General features: G+C 44.1%; 12 protein-coding genes. 11 read left to right on the top strand and 1 reads right to left on the bottom strand.

Annotated elements, in window-relative coordinates:
• Positions 1 to 9 precede the first annotated feature (9 nt).
• From hutI to Q1W14_RS06265, 11 genes are all read left to right on the top strand, one after another.
• Positions 10 to 1,263, top strand: coding sequence for an imidazolonepropionase (gene hutI, locus Q1W14_RS06315; protein ID WP_300699998.1), 1,254 nt, complete (start codon positions 10 to 12; stop codon positions 1,261 to 1,263).
• A gap of 19 nt (positions 1,264 to 1,282) precedes the next feature.
• On the top strand, positions 1,283 to 1,912 hold the full coding sequence (locus Q1W14_RS06310; RefSeq protein WP_013546698.1) for a cyclodeaminase/cyclohydrolase family protein: 630 nt from the start codon (positions 1,283 to 1,285) through the stop codon (positions 1,910 to 1,912).
• Positions 1,909 to 3,405 carry a histidine ammonia-lyase gene (gene hutH, locus Q1W14_RS06305; RefSeq protein WP_300699997.1) on the top strand — a complete coding sequence of 499 codons (1,497 nt, stop codon included), beginning with the start codon at positions 1,909 to 1,911 and terminating at the stop codon, positions 3,403 to 3,405. The genes Q1W14_RS06310 and hutH overlap by 4 nt, the downstream gene beginning before the upstream one ends.
• A 159-nt stretch (positions 3,406 to 3,564) precedes the next feature.
• The gene (locus Q1W14_RS06300; protein WP_300699996.1) at positions 3,565 to 4,227 is read left to right on the top strand and encodes a TetR/AcrR family transcriptional regulator; all 663 of its coding nucleotides are present in this window, start codon (positions 3,565 to 3,567) and stop codon (positions 4,225 to 4,227) included.
• Positions 4,228 to 4,253: 26 nt separating this feature from the next.
• Positions 4,254 to 5,609: a TolC family protein gene (locus Q1W14_RS06295; RefSeq protein WP_300699995.1), complete on the top strand. Its 1,356-nt coding sequence runs from the start codon at positions 4,254 to 4,256 to the stop codon at positions 5,607 to 5,609.
• A 13-nt stretch (positions 5,610 to 5,622) separates the two neighbouring features.
• The gene (locus tag Q1W14_RS06290; protein WP_300699994.1) at positions 5,623 to 6,636 is read left to right on the top strand and encodes an efflux RND transporter periplasmic adaptor subunit; all 1,014 of its coding nucleotides are present in this window, start codon (positions 5,623 to 5,625) and stop codon (positions 6,634 to 6,636) included.
• 27 nt (positions 6,637 to 6,663) lie between these two features.
• Entirely contained in the window at positions 6,664 to 9,819 is a 3,156-nt protein-coding gene (locus Q1W14_RS06285; RefSeq protein WP_300699993.1) for an efflux RND transporter permease subunit, read from the top strand.
• A 26-nt stretch (positions 9,820 to 9,845) separates the two neighbouring features.
• On the top strand, positions 9,846 to 10,139 hold the full coding sequence (locus Q1W14_RS06280; protein ID WP_300699992.1) for a PG0541 family transporter-associated protein: 294 nt from the start codon (positions 9,846 to 9,848) through the stop codon (positions 10,137 to 10,139).
• 123 nt (positions 10,140 to 10,262) lie between these two features.
• Positions 10,263 to 11,639 (top strand): SGNH/GDSL hydrolase family protein, encoded by a 1,377-nt coding sequence (locus Q1W14_RS06275; RefSeq protein ID WP_300699991.1) that lies wholly within the window; start codon positions 10,263 to 10,265, stop codon positions 11,637 to 11,639.
• Positions 11,590 to 12,558, top strand: coding sequence for an SGNH/GDSL hydrolase family protein (locus Q1W14_RS06270; protein ID WP_300699990.1), 969 nt, complete (start codon positions 11,590 to 11,592; stop codon positions 12,556 to 12,558). The genes Q1W14_RS06275 and Q1W14_RS06270 overlap by 50 nt, the downstream gene beginning before the upstream one ends.
• Positions 12,545 to 14,041 (top strand): MBOAT family protein, encoded by a 1,497-nt coding sequence (locus Q1W14_RS06265; RefSeq protein ID WP_300699988.1) that lies wholly within the window; start codon positions 12,545 to 12,547, stop codon positions 14,039 to 14,041. The genes Q1W14_RS06270 and Q1W14_RS06265 overlap by 14 nt, the downstream gene beginning before the upstream one ends.
• A gap of 33 nt (positions 14,042 to 14,074) precedes the next feature.
• Here Q1W14_RS06265 and Q1W14_RS06260 read toward each other — a convergent pair whose 3' ends face one another.
• A complete protein-coding gene (locus Q1W14_RS06260; protein ID WP_300699986.1) occupies positions 14,075 to 16,459 on the bottom strand; it encodes a glycoside hydrolase family 20 protein in 2,385 nt (794 codons plus the stop codon).
• Positions 16,460 to 16,498 lie beyond the last annotated feature (39 nt).

The following is a 16,498-nucleotide window of genomic DNA, read 5'->3' as shown; positions in this document are numbered from 1 at the left end:
CAGGTTACTATGACAGAAAACCTTATCATCTTCAACGCCCGTGTAGTCACTCCGATAGGCTTTACCGCCCGGCGTGGAGCGGAAATGTCCGAACTTATCATATTGGATAATGCTACGGTAGAAGTTGCCGACGGTATCATTACCTACGTCGGTGCAAACCGTGGGGAAGTCCGCGATGGTTATTACCAACACTATTGGCACTACAATGCTCGTGGCAAATGCTTGTTGCCCGGTTTTGTGGATTCGCATACACACTTCGTCTTTGGAGGTGAGCGTGCCGAAGAATTCTCTTGGCGTCTGAAAGGTGAAAGCTATATGTCTATCATGGAACGTGGAGGAGGAATTGTGAGCACCGTAAAAGCAACTCGTGCGTGTAACTTTATCCAGTTGCGTAGCAAAGCGGAAGGCTTCCTGAAGCAAATGAGTGCCATGGGGGTAACTACCGTCGAGGGCAAAAGTGGCTATGGATTGGACAGAGAAACCGAACTTCTCCAACTTCGCGTCATGCGCAGTCTGAATAATGACGAACATAAACGGGTGGATGTGGTATCGACTTTTCTCGGTGCCCATGCTGTGCCCGAAGAGTACAGCGGACGCACGGACGATTATGTCGATTATCTCATTAGGGAAATCATACCGGTCGTTGCCCAAAACAATTTGGCGGAGTTCTGCGATGTCTTTTGTGAGCAAGGTGTCTTTTCTATCGAACAATCCCGCCGCCTGCTGCTTGCTGCCAAGGAAATGGGATTTGCTTTGAAACTTCATGCCGACGAAATAGTACCTTTGGGTGGTGCCGGATTAGCTGCTGAACTTTCTGCTGTTTCAGCCGATCATCTGCTGCATGCTTCTGATGCGGATATTCGTGCCATGGCTGATAAAGGTGTAGTGGCTACCCTGCTGCCTTTGACTGCTTTTGCCTTGAAGGAACCATACGCCCGCGGACGTGAAATGATTGATGCCGGTTGCGCTGTAGCCCTTGCTACTGATCTTAATCCCGGTAGTTGTTTTTCCGGTTCTATTCCGTTGACCTTCGCTTTGGCGTGCATCTACATGAAACTAAGTATCGAAGAAGCTATTACCGCCCTCACCCTGAACGGTGCCGCCGCTTTGAATCGTGCTGATAGCATCGGCAGTATTGAAATAGGCAAGAAGGGTGATTTTGTACTACTGAATACGGATAATTATCATTTCCTACCTTATTATATAGGTATGAATTGTGTGAATACCACTATTAAAGAGGGGGTGATTTATCCTGTACTATAATAATTAAAATCTGAAACCCATGTTAGTCGATTTAACAGTAAAAGAATTCTTGAATAAAGTAGCAGGAAGCGATCCAGTCCCCGGCGGTGGAAGCATTGCTGCATTGAATGGTGCTATAGCTTCTGCTTTGGCAGCCATGGTTGCTAACCTCACCATCGGAAAGAAAGGCTACGAACCCCATGAAGATCTGATGCAGTATATTTCGGATGTAGCCCTACAGCAAAAAGAAATGTTTATAGCCGATATAGACCGCGATTCGGATGCATACGACAGTGTATTTGCCTGCTTCAAGATGCCTAAAGCTACTGATGAAGAAAAAGCGGCCCGTAGTGCAGCTATTCAGGAAGCCACTAAATATGCTGCCCTTGTACCTATGCAAGTGGCCCGTAATGCTTATAAATTAATGACCATCATCATGGATGTGGCACGTCTCGGCAATCGTAATGCCGTGACCGATGCTTGTGTGGCAATGATGTCTGCCCGCTCTGCCGTATTGGGTGCATTGATGAATGTACGCATCAATTTAGGATCTTTGAAAGATAAAGAGTTCGTAGCACAACTTCAAACGGAGGCGGATGAGTTGGAACATCTTGCTTGTGCAAAAGAAAAAGAATTGTTGGATGAAATCAATCAAGAACTGAAAGTATGAACAATGTCTATTTTGTAGGTTCGGGCGAACTCACATTCGACCTTATCGAACGCATTATCAACGAAAACCTGAAGCTGGAACTGGCTCCCGAAGCCAAGCAGCGTATACAGAAATGCCGCGATTATCTGGATAAGAAAATAGCCGAGTCCAACGAACCACTATACGGAATCACTACCGGCTTCGGCTCCTTGTGTAGCAAGAGTATCTCATCCGACGAATTGGGGACCTTGCAGGAAAATCTGATTAAAAGCCATGCTTGCAGTGTCGGTGAAGAAATCCGTCCTGTGATCATCAAACTGATGTTACTGCTCAAAGCACATGCCCTCTCTTTAGGACATAGTGGCGTACAGGTGATTACCGTGCAACGCATTCTCGACTTCTTCAATAATGATGTCATGCCTATTGTCTATGACCGTGGCTCATTGGGCGCTTCCGGCGATCTTGCCCCTCTTGCCAATCTTTTCCTTCCTCTTATTGGAGTAGGCGATGTTTATTATAAAGGCAAGAAGTGCGAAGCCATCAGTGTACTCGATGAATTTGGTTGGGAGCCCGTAAAGTTGATGAGTAAAGAAGGCTTGGCATTACTCAATGGAACGCAATTTATGAGTGCCAATGGTGTATTTGCTATTCTTAAAGCCTTCCGTCTTTCTAAGAAAGCCGATTTGATTGCCGCTCTTTCGCTCGAAGCTTTCGATGGGCGTATCGATCCTTTTATGGATTGCATCCAGCAAATTCGTCCACACAAAGGACAGATTGAAACGGCTGCAAACTTCCGCCGCCTGTTGGAAGGCAGTGAACTGATAGCTCATCCCAAGCAACATGTTCAGGACCCTTATTCTTTCCGTTGCATCCCGCAGGTACACGGTGCCACGAAAGATGCCATTAATTATGTTGCCTCCGTACTGCTGACCGAGATTAACTCCGTAACCGACAATCCCACGATCTTCCCCGATGAAGACTGTATTATCTCCGGTGGCAACTTTCACGGTCAGCCGCTTGCCATTTCATACGATTTCCTAGGGATCGCTCTTGCGGAATTGGGCAATATCTCCGAGCGTCGTGTTGCCCAGCTTATTATGGGCTTGCGCGGACTTCCCGAATTTCTTGTTGCCAATCCGGGGCTGAATTCCGGTTTTATGATACCGCAATATGCTGCCGCCTCGATGGTAAGCCAGAATAAAATGTATTGCTATGCCGCCAGCACAGATTCCATTGTTTCCAGCAATGGGCAGGAAGACCATGTAAGCATGGGAGCCAATGCTGCAACAAAACTTTACCGCATCATGGACAACCTGGAACATATACTCTCTATCGAGTTGATGAATGCTGCCCAAGGTATAGATTTCCGTCGTCCGTTGAAGACCTCTCCCATTTTAGAACGTGTTCTGCATGCGTATCGCAAAGAAGTTCCCTTTGTAAAGGACGATATCGTAATGTACAAAGAGATTCATAAAACAGTAGCATTTCTTAACCGGACAAAGATTGACTACTAATACCTGCCTAATAAATCTACCGGAAATATAATAATCATTAATCTTTTAACAATAGGAAGGAAACTCAATTGTTCGTTTGAGTTTTCTTCCTATATTTGTCCCGTTTCATTCCGATAATGAATAATTATGATCTGTTTTTGGTTTTAAAAAAAGGAAGAAATGGGAGAACATGCAAAACAGCCGGCTGCTCGGTTGGAGTTAAGAGAACGAATACTTGAAACTGCCAGGGCATCATTTTCTACACATGGTATCAAAGGTATTACTATGGATGATATCGCTGCATCCTTAGGTATCTCTAAACGTACACTTTACGAAGTGTTTCCTGATAAAGAAACACTGCTTGAAGAGTGTATCCAGAGGGGTAGGGAAGAAGCCGAAATATTCTTGAAAGAAGTACTGGCTAACTCTGCCAATGTACTTGAAGTCTTATTGAAATGCTATCAACGAAGCATTGAGAAATTCCACGCTACTAATAAAAAGTTTTTTGAGGATATCAAGAAATATCCCAGAGCATACGAGTTGATGAAGAAAGATCATAATCGCAATTCAGAAGAAGCTATCAATTTCTTTAAAGAAGGTGTGACACAAGGTATTTTTCGTGCCGATGTGAATTTTGCTATTGTCAGTATGTTGGTGCGCGAGCAGTTGGATTCATTGATGCACACCGAACTTTGCAATAAATATTCCTTTTTAGAAGTTTATGAGTCAATTATGTTCACGTTCTTGCGGGGTGTTTCTACCGAGCGAGGAGCGGCTGAACTGGAAAGTTTTATTCGTGAATACCGTAAGAAACAGATTCTTAGCGGTGAAAAGAAACAATAAATAACAAACAAGCTATTATTATTTTTATGAAGATGCAGAAATTTTTGGCGGAAAGGGTATTGTTAGCAGCCACGATATTGTGTATCGGTGGTTATGCACATGCACAAGAGGCTAAAGAAACCTTGACCTTGAACCTTGACAAAGCAATAGAAATTGCTTTGAGCGATAATCCTACCATTAAAGTGGCGCAAGAGGAGATTGCTTTAAAAAAGGTGACACACAAGGAGACTTGGCAAAATTTACTACCCGAAGCAAGTATTGGCGGTACGTTGAATCACACAATTACTGCCGCACAGATGAATCTTGGTGGTCAGTCCTTCAAGATGGGTATGGACAATTCTAATACGGTAAGTGGTGTACTCAACATCAGTTTACCTATTTTTGCTCCTAGTGTCTATCGTGCTATGTCGATGACAAAGACCGATATCGAATTGGCAGTGGAGAAATCCCGTGCTTCCAAACAAGATTTGGTGAATCAGGTGACGAAAGCGTATTATCAGTTGATGCTATCGCAAGATTCATACGATGTATTACAAAAGAGTTATAAGTTGTCCGAAGACAATTTCAATATTGTCAATGCCAAGTTCCAGCAAGGTGCTGTGAGCGAGTTCGACAAGATTAGTGCCGAGGTACAGATGCGTAGTATCAAACCCAATGTAATCTCTGCGGGCAATGCCGTTACGTTATCTAAACTGCAATTGAAGGTTTTGATGGGAGTTACTGCCGATGTGGACATTAAGATTGACGACTTTCTGACTAATTACGAAACATCTTTGTTCGTAAATGAACTGGGACAGCCTGATGCGACGTTGGACAACAATACTACCATGAAGCAATTGGAATTGAACCGGAAGATGCTTCAGCAGAACATCAAGACATTACGTACTAACTTTATGCCTACACTGAGTATGAACTACTCCTACCAATACCAATCTTTGTACAATGATAATTGGAACTTATTCAATTATAACTGGGGCGGTAGTTCTTCTTTGGTATTCAATCTAAGCATTCCTTTATACAAAGCAAGTAATTTTACGAAATTGAAATCGAACCGCATCCAAATAAGCCAGTTGGAGCAGAACCGTATTGACACGGAACGCAAACTGAATATGCAGATAACCAGCTATCAGAATAACATGGCTGCCAGCTCCGAACAGGTAGTCAGTAATCGTGAGAATGTGATGCAGGCTAAGAAAGCAGTGCAAATTGCCGGCAAGCGTTATGAAGTAGGTAAGGGTACGGTTCTCGAACTGAACACTTCACAGGTACAACTCACAGAAGCGGAGCTAACCTATAACCAGTCTATTTATGATTATCTGGTATCTAAGGCAGATCTCGACCAGATATTGGGCAAAGATTATTTAATTAATGAACAGAAATAAAAAGAACAACGATATGAAAAAAGGTTTTCAATTGATAGCTCTGCTTGCTATTGCAATGCTGGGAGCATGTACTGGAAGCAAGGAAAATACTGCAGAAAAAGTAGAAGAAAAGCCAAGAGTAAAATTGGCAGATGTAGCAGCTCGTCCCGTAGAGCAAATTCAAGAATATACTGCTACGGTAGAAGCTGAGGTTAAAAATAATATCGCTCCTTCTTCTCCTGTACGTATCGACCGGATTTGGGTGGAAGTTGGTGATCGTGTAGCGAAAGGTCAGAAGTTGGTAAGTATGGATGCTGCCAACTTGAAACAGACTAAGTTCCAACTGGATAATCAGGAGATTGAATTCAAACGTATAGACGAATTATATAAAGTAGGAGGTGCTTCCAAATCAGAATGGGATGCAGTTAAGATGGCTTTGGATATTAAGAAGACTGCTTATAATAATCTACTGGAGAATACTTCATTGGTCAGCCCCATCAATGGAGTGGTAACGGCACGCAACTATGATAGCGGCGATATGTATAGCGGTGGTGATCCTGTGCTGGTAGTTGAGCAAATCACTCCGGTGAAACTGATGATTAATGTTTCCGAAACTTTCTTTACCCAGGTAAAGAAAGGAACTCCTGTTTCGGTTAAACTCGATGTATATGGTGACGAAGCGTTTGAGGGTGTTATCAGTCTGGTTTATCCTACGATAGATGCTACTACACGTACATTCCCGGTAGAAATAAAGCTGGCTAATAAAGATCAGAAGGTGCGTCCGGGAATGTTTGCACGCGCTACTCTGAACTTTGGAACGAAGGAGAATGTAGTAGTTCCAGACCTTGCTATCGTGAAGCAAGCCGGTTCCGGCGATCGCTATGTCTACGTTTATAAAGATGGCAAAGTATCTTATAATAAGGTAGAACTGGGACGTCGCATGGGGACGGAGTACGAGTTGATTTCCGGTGTACCCAACAACTCTCAGGTAGTAATAGCTGGACATACGCGTTTGATTAACGGTAGCGAAGTCGAAGTGGAAAAATGATTATAAATGAAGAATTAAGAAAAGAATATGAGTTTATACGAAGGTGCGGTTAAGAAACCGATTATGACCTCCCTCTGCTTCTTGGCAGTGGTGATATTTGGTCTGTTCTCTTTGTCCAAATTGCCTATCGACTTGTATCCGGATATTGATACAAATACGATTATGGTGATGACGGCGTATCCGGGTGCTAGTGCATCGGATATTGAGAACAATGTGACCCGTCCGCTTGAAAATACATTGAACGCTGTAAGTAACCTGAAGCACATAACTTCACGTTCATCAGAAAATATGTCATTGATTACATTGGAATTCGAATTTGGTGAAGATATTGATGTGTTGACCAATGACGTGCGTGACAAACTGGATATGGTAAGTTCTATGCTTCCCGATGATGTAGAGACGCCTATCATCTTCAAGTTCAGTACGGATATGATTCCTATTGTTATGTTGTCTGTACAAGCCAATGAGAGCCAGTCAGCACTCTATAAAATCCTGGATGACGGAGTCGTAAACCCTTTGGCACGTATTCCGGGTGTGGGTACTGTGTCTATTAGTGGTGCACCGCAACGTGAGATTCAGGTATATTGTGACCCTATTAAGCTGGAAGCTTATAATCTGACTGTTGAGGGAATCAGCTCCATCATCGGTGCAGAAAATAAAAACGTACCGGGTGGTAATTTTGATATTGGTAATGAAACCTATTCGTTGCGTGTGGAAGGTGAGTTCAATGACAGCCGCCAACTGGAAAATATCGTTGTAGGTACATCCAATGGTGCTACAGTCTATCTGAAAGATGTGGCACGAGTAGTCGATACGGTGGAAGAACGTGCACAGGAAACCTATAATAATGGTGTGCAAGGTGCTATGATTATTGTTCAGAAGCAGTCTGGTGCCAACTCTGTAGAAATTTCCGAAGAGGTGTTGAAAGCACTTCCCCGCTTGCAGAAGAATCTGCCTGCCGATGTGAAGTTGGGTATTATTGTCGATACTTCCGAAAACATTTTGAATACAATTGACAGTTTGACGGAGACGGTAATGTATGCGTTACTGTTCGTTGTGCTCGTGGTATTCTTGTTCCTGGGGCGTTGGCGTGCTACGTTGATTATCTGTATTACGATTCCACTTTCGTTGATTGCTTCGTTTATTTATCTGGCAATTACGGGTAACACCATTAATATTATCTCGCTTTCGTCCTTGTCTATCGCAATCGGTATGGTGGTGGATGATGCTATCGTAGTATTGGAGAATGTGACGACGCACATCGAACGAGGCTCCGAACCGAAACAGGCTGCTGTTCATGGTACGAATGAGGTCGCTATTTCGGTAGTTGCTTCTACGTTGACCATGATTGCTGTGTTCTTCCCGTTGACGATGGTAACCGGTATGTCCGGAGTATTGTTCAAACAGTTGGGATGGATGATGTGTGTGATTATGTTTATTTCTACAGTAGCCGCTCTGACGTTGACTCCGATGCTTTGTAGCCAATTGTTGAGGTTGCAAAAGAAACAATCAAAGACATTTACTATCCTATATGGACCGATTCAAAAGGCGTTGGACGGTTTGGATGCATGGTATGGCCGTATGATAAACTGGGCGGTTCGTCATCGTGGATGGGTGTTGTTGGGCTGTTTGGTATTCTTTATCTTGAGTATGTTCACGTCCAAGTATATCGGTACTGAGTTCTTCCCGGCGCAAGATAATGCACGTATTGCGGTGAAACTCCAATTACCTATTGGTGCCCGTAAAGAGATGGCGCAGGAATTGTCGAGTAAGTTGACTCAGCAATGGATGAAGGAATATCCGGAGATTAAGGTATGTAACTATACAGTGGGACAGGCCGATTCGGACAATACCTGGGCATCTATGCAAGAAAATGGTTCGCACATCATTGACTTTAATATCAGTTTGACCGACCCAGAAGACCGTAAACGTACATTGGAGCAGATTTGCGAGCTGATGCGTGAAGACTTGAAGGCATATCCAGAATTTGACAAGGCACAGGTAATCTTAGGAGGTAGTAATCAAGGTATGTCCGGTCAGTCTTCTGCCGATTTCGAAATTTATGGTTATAGTATGGAAGAAACGGACAGCGTGGCAACCCGTATGAAACGTGAGTTACTGAATGTGGAAGGTGTAACCGAAGTTAATATCAGCCGTAGCGATTACCAACCGGAGTATCAAGTTGACTTTGACCGTGAGAAGTTGGCTTTACACGGATTGAATCTTTCTACTGCTGCATCGTATTTGCGTAACCGTATCAATGGTGCCATAGCATCTAAGTTCCGTGAAGACGGTGACGAATACGATATCAAGGTGCGCTATGCTCCCGAACACCGTACCAGCTTGGAAAGTATTGAGAATATCCTTGTGTATAATAATAAAGGAGAAGCCATCCGCATCAAAGACCTAGGTACAGTTGTTGAACGTTTTGCTCCACCTACCATTGAACGTAAAGACCGTGAACGTATTGTAACCGTGTCTGCTGTAATTTCCGGTGCTCCTTTGGGAGACGTGGTAGCGGCAGGTAATCAGATTATCGAGAAGATTAATATTCCGTCTGGTGTAAACGTACAGATATCCGGTTCGTACGAAGACCAGCAGGATTCATTCCGGGATTTGGGTACGTTGGCGATACTTATTTTCGTGTTGGTATTCATTGTGATGGCGGCACAGTTCGAGTCATTGACTTATCCGTTCATTCTTATTCTTTCCGTACCTTTTGCGGTGAGTGGTGTGTTACTTGCGTTGTTCATCACCAATAATACGCTGAGTGTAATGAGTCTTTTGGGTGCCATCATGTTGATTGGTATTGTGGTGAAGAACGGTATCGTACTTATTGACTATACCATCCTCTGCCGTGAACGCGGACAATCGGTGATAAATTCGGTAATTACCGCAGGTAAGAGCCGTCTCCGTCCGGTATTGATGACCACTGCTACCACTATTCTAGGTATGGTTCCGATGGCTATAGACTCAGGACAGGGTGCCGAAATGTGGCGTCCGATGGCTATTGCCGTAATTGGTGGTTTGGCTGTATCTACCGTGATGACCCTGATATACGTACCTACCATGTATTGTATTTTTGCCGGTACCGGTATCAAGCGCCAACGTCGCAAGAATCGCAAAGATCGTGAAATGCAGGAGTATTTCGATGCCCATAAGCATGAAATCATTAAGAAGTAACAAGTAAAAAAGAGGGATAGTAAGATATGAAATCTGTATTAATAACATTTGACCAAGCGTACTACGAACGCATCATGACTACTTTGGACCGATTGAATTGTAGGGGCTTCACTTATTGGGAGCAAGTACGCGGTCGTGGTTCCAAGACGGGCGAACCGCATTACGGAAGCCATGCATGGCCTTCTATGTGTTCCGCAATTCTGACGATGGTTGAGGACGAGAGGGTAGACCCGCTGCTGAAAGTTCTGCATGAAATGGACATGCAGACCGAACAGCTGGGACTCCGCGCCTTTGTATGGAATATTGAAAAGACCATCTGATAGGTTCAAATCAATAACTGGTTATTATCCTCGAAGTAAAAAGATGTTTGCTTCGAGGATAATTCTTTTTTGTGCAGTGAGAATTATCCCGTCTAATCCCTATCTTTGCGCCCGAATTGAATTATGGAAAAGAATGTTTTGAAATATACGGGTTTATTGGTGTTTATAGTTGTAGGGGTACTGCTGCTGATGCACCTGCTGCCGGGCATTACAATAAAAGGCCGTGTACTGAGGCGTGTAGATATTCTGGGCGATGTACGTCGTCCTTCCGAGCCTGTGAGCGAGCCGGATAGCTTGCTTCCACCTCCCACTAAAGTAAAACCTGCTTTTGTCGACACTTGTCGTGCAGGCATGACTTGCATTGAAGATTATAGTGATTCCACTATGCGGGGTATGACAGGGTTTTATCAGGCACTCGATGATTTGTCCAAAACTCCCCGACCTGTACGTATTGCCTACTTTGGCGATTCATTTATAGAAGCTGATATTCTGACAGCCGACTTGCGCGAGATGCTTCAAAAACGATATGGTGGCTGTGGAGTAGGTTTCGTAACGATTACTTCTATGACCAGTGGTTACCGCCCTACGGTACGCCATTCTTTTGGCGGATGGCAGAGCCATTCCGTGATGGACTCCGTATTCTTCGACCGAAGCAAGCAAGGAGTTTCCGGACATTACTTCGTTCCCAATTCCGGCGCATACGTTGAGTTGAAAGGACAAAAGGCATACGCATCTCGCCTAGATACTTGTGAGCGTGCCAGTATTTTCTTTTTTAATAGGGGAGAAGCAACCCTTTCTGTAAGTGTAAATCGGAGAGAAACGACTTCTGAAACCTTTGAGCCAACCGGAGAATTGCAGGAAATGAGTGTGGAAGGTAATATCGGTTCAGTTCGCTGGACGGTGGAGAATGCTGATTCCACTCTTTTCTATGGTCTTGCTATGGACGGAACTTCCGGCATTGCGGTGGATAATTTCTCATTGCGTGGCAGTTCGGGTCTTTCGCTTCGCTCTGTTCCGGTTTGGATGATGCGTGAGTTTAATGAACAGCGCCCATACGACTTGATTATTCTGCAATACGGTTTGAATGTTGCTACGGAGCGTGGACGGAATTATGACAATTATATAGCCGGTATGCAAACCACACTGGAACATCTGAAAGAAGCTTTTCCGAAGGCTGCTATCCTGGTGGTCAGTGTAGGCGACCGTGATTATAAAACCGAAGAGGGCGATTTGCGAACGATGCCTGGTATTAAAAACCTTGTCCGTTATCAGGAAAACCTGGCTGCCGACAATGCCGTTGCTTTTTGGAATCTTTTTGAAGCGATGGGAGGCGAGGGTAGTATGGCGAAGATGGTACATGCAAAACCTTCATTAGCTAATTATGACTATACACATATCAACTTCCGTGGTGGTAAGCATCTGGCAGAACTGCTTTATGACGCACTAATCTATGGAAAGGAACAATATGACAGGAGGCGTGCGTATGAAGCGGAACCATAAGGAGGATTTACGATTGGACGATTTACGATGTACGATTTGCTGCGCGGTGTTTATGCTGCTTGCGGCTTGGCAGGGACTTTTTGCCCAAGATGCTTTGCCGGTCAGTATTTTGCCTGATAGAGCTCACTTGCACACCGATACACTTCTACTCTATTCACAACGCACCGATACAATCATGGTTCCTCGCCTTTCTTTTCCGGCGGCCTTTCAACAACTGAAGGCGAATGAGCTGATAGACAGCATTGGAATACTTAATCCGTTTTGGGAGAAGTTGCGTATGAACCGTTTGGGGATTTCTACTGATACTATCCGTATCGTACATATCGGTGATAGCCATATTCGCGGACATATCTTTCCCCGTACTACCGGCGAGTTGATGCAAAAAGCATTCGGCACACTTACTTATACTGATGAGGGGATTAATGGAGCTTTCTGTGTTACATTCACTCGTCCGGACCGGATAGCCGAGATTGCCGCTTTGCATCCCGACCTGCTTATACTCTCGTTTGGGACGAATGAAAGTCATAATCGATCTTACAATTCAATGTTGCATTACCGGCAGATGGACGATCTTGTTCGTATGCTTCGTGATAGTTTGCCCAATGTACCGATGCTGATGACTACTCCTCCCGGTTCCTACGAAAGTACTCGTATACGTCGTCGTCGTCGTTCTTACTCAATTAATCCGCGTACTGCTATAGCTGCGCAGACAATTCGTAAGTATGCCGATGACAATGGTTTGGCGGTATGGGATATGTACGAAATTCTTGGAGGTATCCGTCGTGCATGCCTTAACTGGCAAGAAGCCGGATTGATGCGTCCCGACCATGTACACTACATGCCCGAAGGTTATGCGTTGCAAGGTGAACTTTTCTATCAAGCCCTAATAAAAGCATATAATGATTATGTGGAGTATTGATGAACTAAATATTGACTTGAACCGTTTGCGTGATATCTTCACTTACGATCCGCAAGCGCCGATGATATTCAGCAGTGGTATTTTCCTCTGGCTGTTTGCTGCTTTTATAGTGGTTTACCTATTGTTGCAGCGGCGTGCCACGGCACGCTTGCTATTTGTCACCCTGTTTTCTTATTACTTTTATTATAAGAGTAGTGGATCTTACTTCTTTTTGCTTGCACTCGTCACGGTCACCGATTTTTTTCTTGCTCGTTTAATGGATCGTACCATTACACCTTGGCGGCGTAAAGCATGGGTGGTGGTAAGTCTTCTTATAAATTTGGGGCTACTCTTTTACTTCAAATATACCAATTTCCTCTGCGATTTCTTTGCTTCGCTGACAGGAGGAACCTTTACGGCAATGGATATCTTCCTTCCGGTGGGTATCTCGTTCTTCACTTTCCAATCACTGAGCTATACTATCGACGTATATCGTAAGGAGATAAAGCCGCTCACTAATCTACTGGATTATGCCTTTTATGTTTCTTTCTTCCCCCAATTGGTAGCCGGACCTATTGTACGCGCCAAGGACTTCATACCCCAAATCCGCCGTCCGTTGTTTGTTTCCAATGAAATGTTCGGAAGAGGAATCTTTCTTATCGTGAGCGGGCTTTTTAAGAAAGCAATTATTTCCGATTATATCAGTATCAACTTTGTAGAGCGTATTTTTGATAATCCTACTCTGTATTCGGGTGTCGAAAATCTGATGGGTGTTTATGGGTATGCCTTACAGATTTATTGCGACTTTTCCGGCTATAGCGATATGGCAATTGGTATTGCGCTGCTGTTGGGATTTCATTTTAATATTAACTTTGATTCTCCTTATAAGTCTGCTTCCATCACGGAATTTTGGCGCAGATGGCATATCTCGCTTTCCAGTTGGCTGCGCGATTATCTCTACATCTCATTGGGAGGTAACCGTAAAGGGAAAATCCGTCAGTATGCCAATCTTATTATTACTATGTTTTTGGGTGGCTTATGGCATGGCGCTTCCTGGAACTTTGTGTTTTGGGGGATGCTGCACGGTGTGGCGCTTGCCTTGCATAAGTTTTGGATGAGTATTATCGGGCATAAGAAAGGAGAACACAGTCACGGAATTCGTCGTTTCTTCGGCATACTTATTACATTCCATTTCGTTTGCTTCTGCTGGATTTTCTTCCGTAATGCAGACTTCTCGACCTCTATTGATATGTTGAAGCAGATATTCACTACGTTCAGGCCACAGCTTTTCCCGCAATTGCTGACAGGCTATTGGGAAGTATTTGCTTTGATGGGGTTGGGTTATTTCCTGCATTTTGTACCCGATAGCTGGGAACATGCCTGTACAAAAACAGTAATCCGCCTCCCCCTGTTGGGAAAGGCGGTACTGATGATTGTTATGGTTTATCTGGTTATTCAGATGAAAAGTTCAGAAATACAACCATTTATCTATTTTCAATTCTGACGGATGGAGTGTTTGACTCCGGAGAATAGTTCCCTATTCAACTTCGATTTCGTCGATGAACAAGAAAGGAACTTTTCCTTCTCCTGCATGCCCTTTGGGTAAGGCAGGTGTACGCTTGATGACAACTTTTACATAGCGTGCATTTACCGGCTCAAAGGTTACTTCATAATTACCTATTTCCTTTTTGTTGATATCTGTTTCAGCAGGAAACACTTTGCTTGCTACTTCACGAAACTCCTTGTTGTCATCCGACACGGAAACTACCAGACCGGTGCTTCCCATAATCCAGGAATTCAGTTCTACAATTGCATGAGTGGCCACACGTTTAACTTTTATCGGTTCTGCATTTACGGCGGCCGGATTGCCAAGGTCAATAACTGCGGTCACATCTCCGTCTATAAAGCCCAACCAGGAACCGGATGAATAGCTTTCATTCCCAATCATACCATCTACTAATGTGTTAGCTCCTCCGAAAGAGTACTTTGGAGCAGGTTGAGTACCGATCAGTTCAATAGGGCGGAGGGTTGCTTTATTAAAAGAGATTTTCTTTTCAATCATTTTACTTGTTCCTTCGGGACGAATGGCAATGGCACGAAAATCGGCTGATTGGTCGATGACTACTCCTGTTCTATTATATAACTGTGATGCGGAAGTCGGTTCTGTTCCATCCAGAGTATAGTAGATGGGCGCATTATCAATCGTACTTAGAACAGCTACAATTGCTCCGTTGCTATTTCCCGACTCCTCTTTGGTGGAGTTGTATTCAGCTTTTATGTCGAATACGTGTTTAGCGTAATTCAAACCGTCTCTTTCATATAATTTAATGAGACGTGCCAGACGACTGGTAAAGTCTTTGTAGTCTTTCTTTTCCGGTTGTGTCCATTGTACTTCGGCAAGGGCTGCCATACGGGGTAGTATCATATACTCCACATGTTGAGGGGTGGCAATATACTCTGTCCAAAGGTTGGCTTGTGCGCCGAGGATGTGCTTAGCTTGTTCTTCAGTAAGTGAAGCGGTAGGTTCCAAACTATATACTTTTTCTACAGGTACATAGCCTCCGATGCCGAATGGCTCGTCTTTGGAATCGGCCGACTGATAATAATCAAAGTAGCAAAAATTATTAGGGGTCATAATCACATCGTGTCCCATTTGTGCGGCTTTGATACCACCTTCCGAACCGCGCCATGACATTACAGTGGCATTCGGAGCAACATCACCTTCCAATATTTCGTCCCAACCGATAATCCGGCGTCCTTTGCTGTTGAGGAACTTCTCGATACGGGTCATGCAATAACTCTGCAAACGGTCTTCGGCTGTATGTTCCTTATCCGCTTTCAATCCTTCCGCTTTGATACGTGCCTGGCATTTGGGACATTTTTCCCAACGGGTACGGGGTGCTTCGTCGCCACCGATGTGGATATATTCGGAGGGGAATATCTCGACAATTTCTGCCATCACATCTTCGAGGAACTGCATGGACTTCTCGTTGCCGATACAGATTACATCTTCAAATACGCCCCAGCGCGGGCATACTTCGTAAGGACCACCGGTACAGCCCATATCCGGATAAGCGGCCAGCGCAGCCAGCATGTGACCGGGAAGATCGACTTCGGGAATCACTGTAATATAGCGGTCTTGTGCATACTTTACGATTTCCTTAGCTTGCTCTTGAGTATAGAAACCACCGTAAGGGGTATTGTCATACTCATTTGTATTTCTGCCAATCACGGTACGGTTACGTATTGAACCTATTTCTGTCAGCTTGGGATATTTCTTGATTTCAATTCGCCAGCCTTGGTCTTCGGTCAGATGCCAGTGAAAAGTGTTCATATTATGCAGAGCCAACAGGTCGATATACTCTTTGATGAATTCTACGGGGAAGAAGTGGCGCCCTACGTCGAGGTGCATACCACGATAAGAGAATCGGGGAGCGTCCTTGATGGTTCCGGTGGGTAAAGCGATATTTTCAAAGCCGGTCTTTGTAGGTGGGATTGATTTGCGTAGTGTTTGAATGCCATAGAATACTCCATTTTCTGTTTTTCCTTTGATGAATACATTCTTGGGAGTTACGGTCAGCACATAGCCTTCTTGGTTTTCGATGGTAGGATCAAGTCCCAGTACAATGGTTTGACCCTTCACTTCTGCACCTTCGGCAACGGCTTGTGTTGGAGGATTATCGATACCGATAGCTGCCTGCGTCAGATACTCTGCCAGGAATTCAGCATTACGTTTCAGTAGAACATTATTTTCAGGATAAACAATTGTTGTGTTTCCATCTAGCTCGAATGGTGTTTCCTTTGTAAAATTCATCTCTTGGGGGAGGGGAATTACTTGATAATTGGCTTCAGTTACTTTGTGGCAGGAAGTGCAGACTAAAGCCAAAGCACCCGCAAAGAGTGCACGGTTAAGTTTTTTCATGGTATAAATAGATTAAATGAATACCTGACAAATATAAAG

Source organism: Bacteroides sp., assembly GCF_030151085.1.
Taxonomy (GTDB): domain Bacteria; phylum Bacteroidota; class Bacteroidia; order Bacteroidales; family Bacteroidaceae; genus Bacteroides.
Note: the sequence above shows the minus strand (reverse complement) of the source record. Positions and strands in the feature narration are given on the sequence as shown.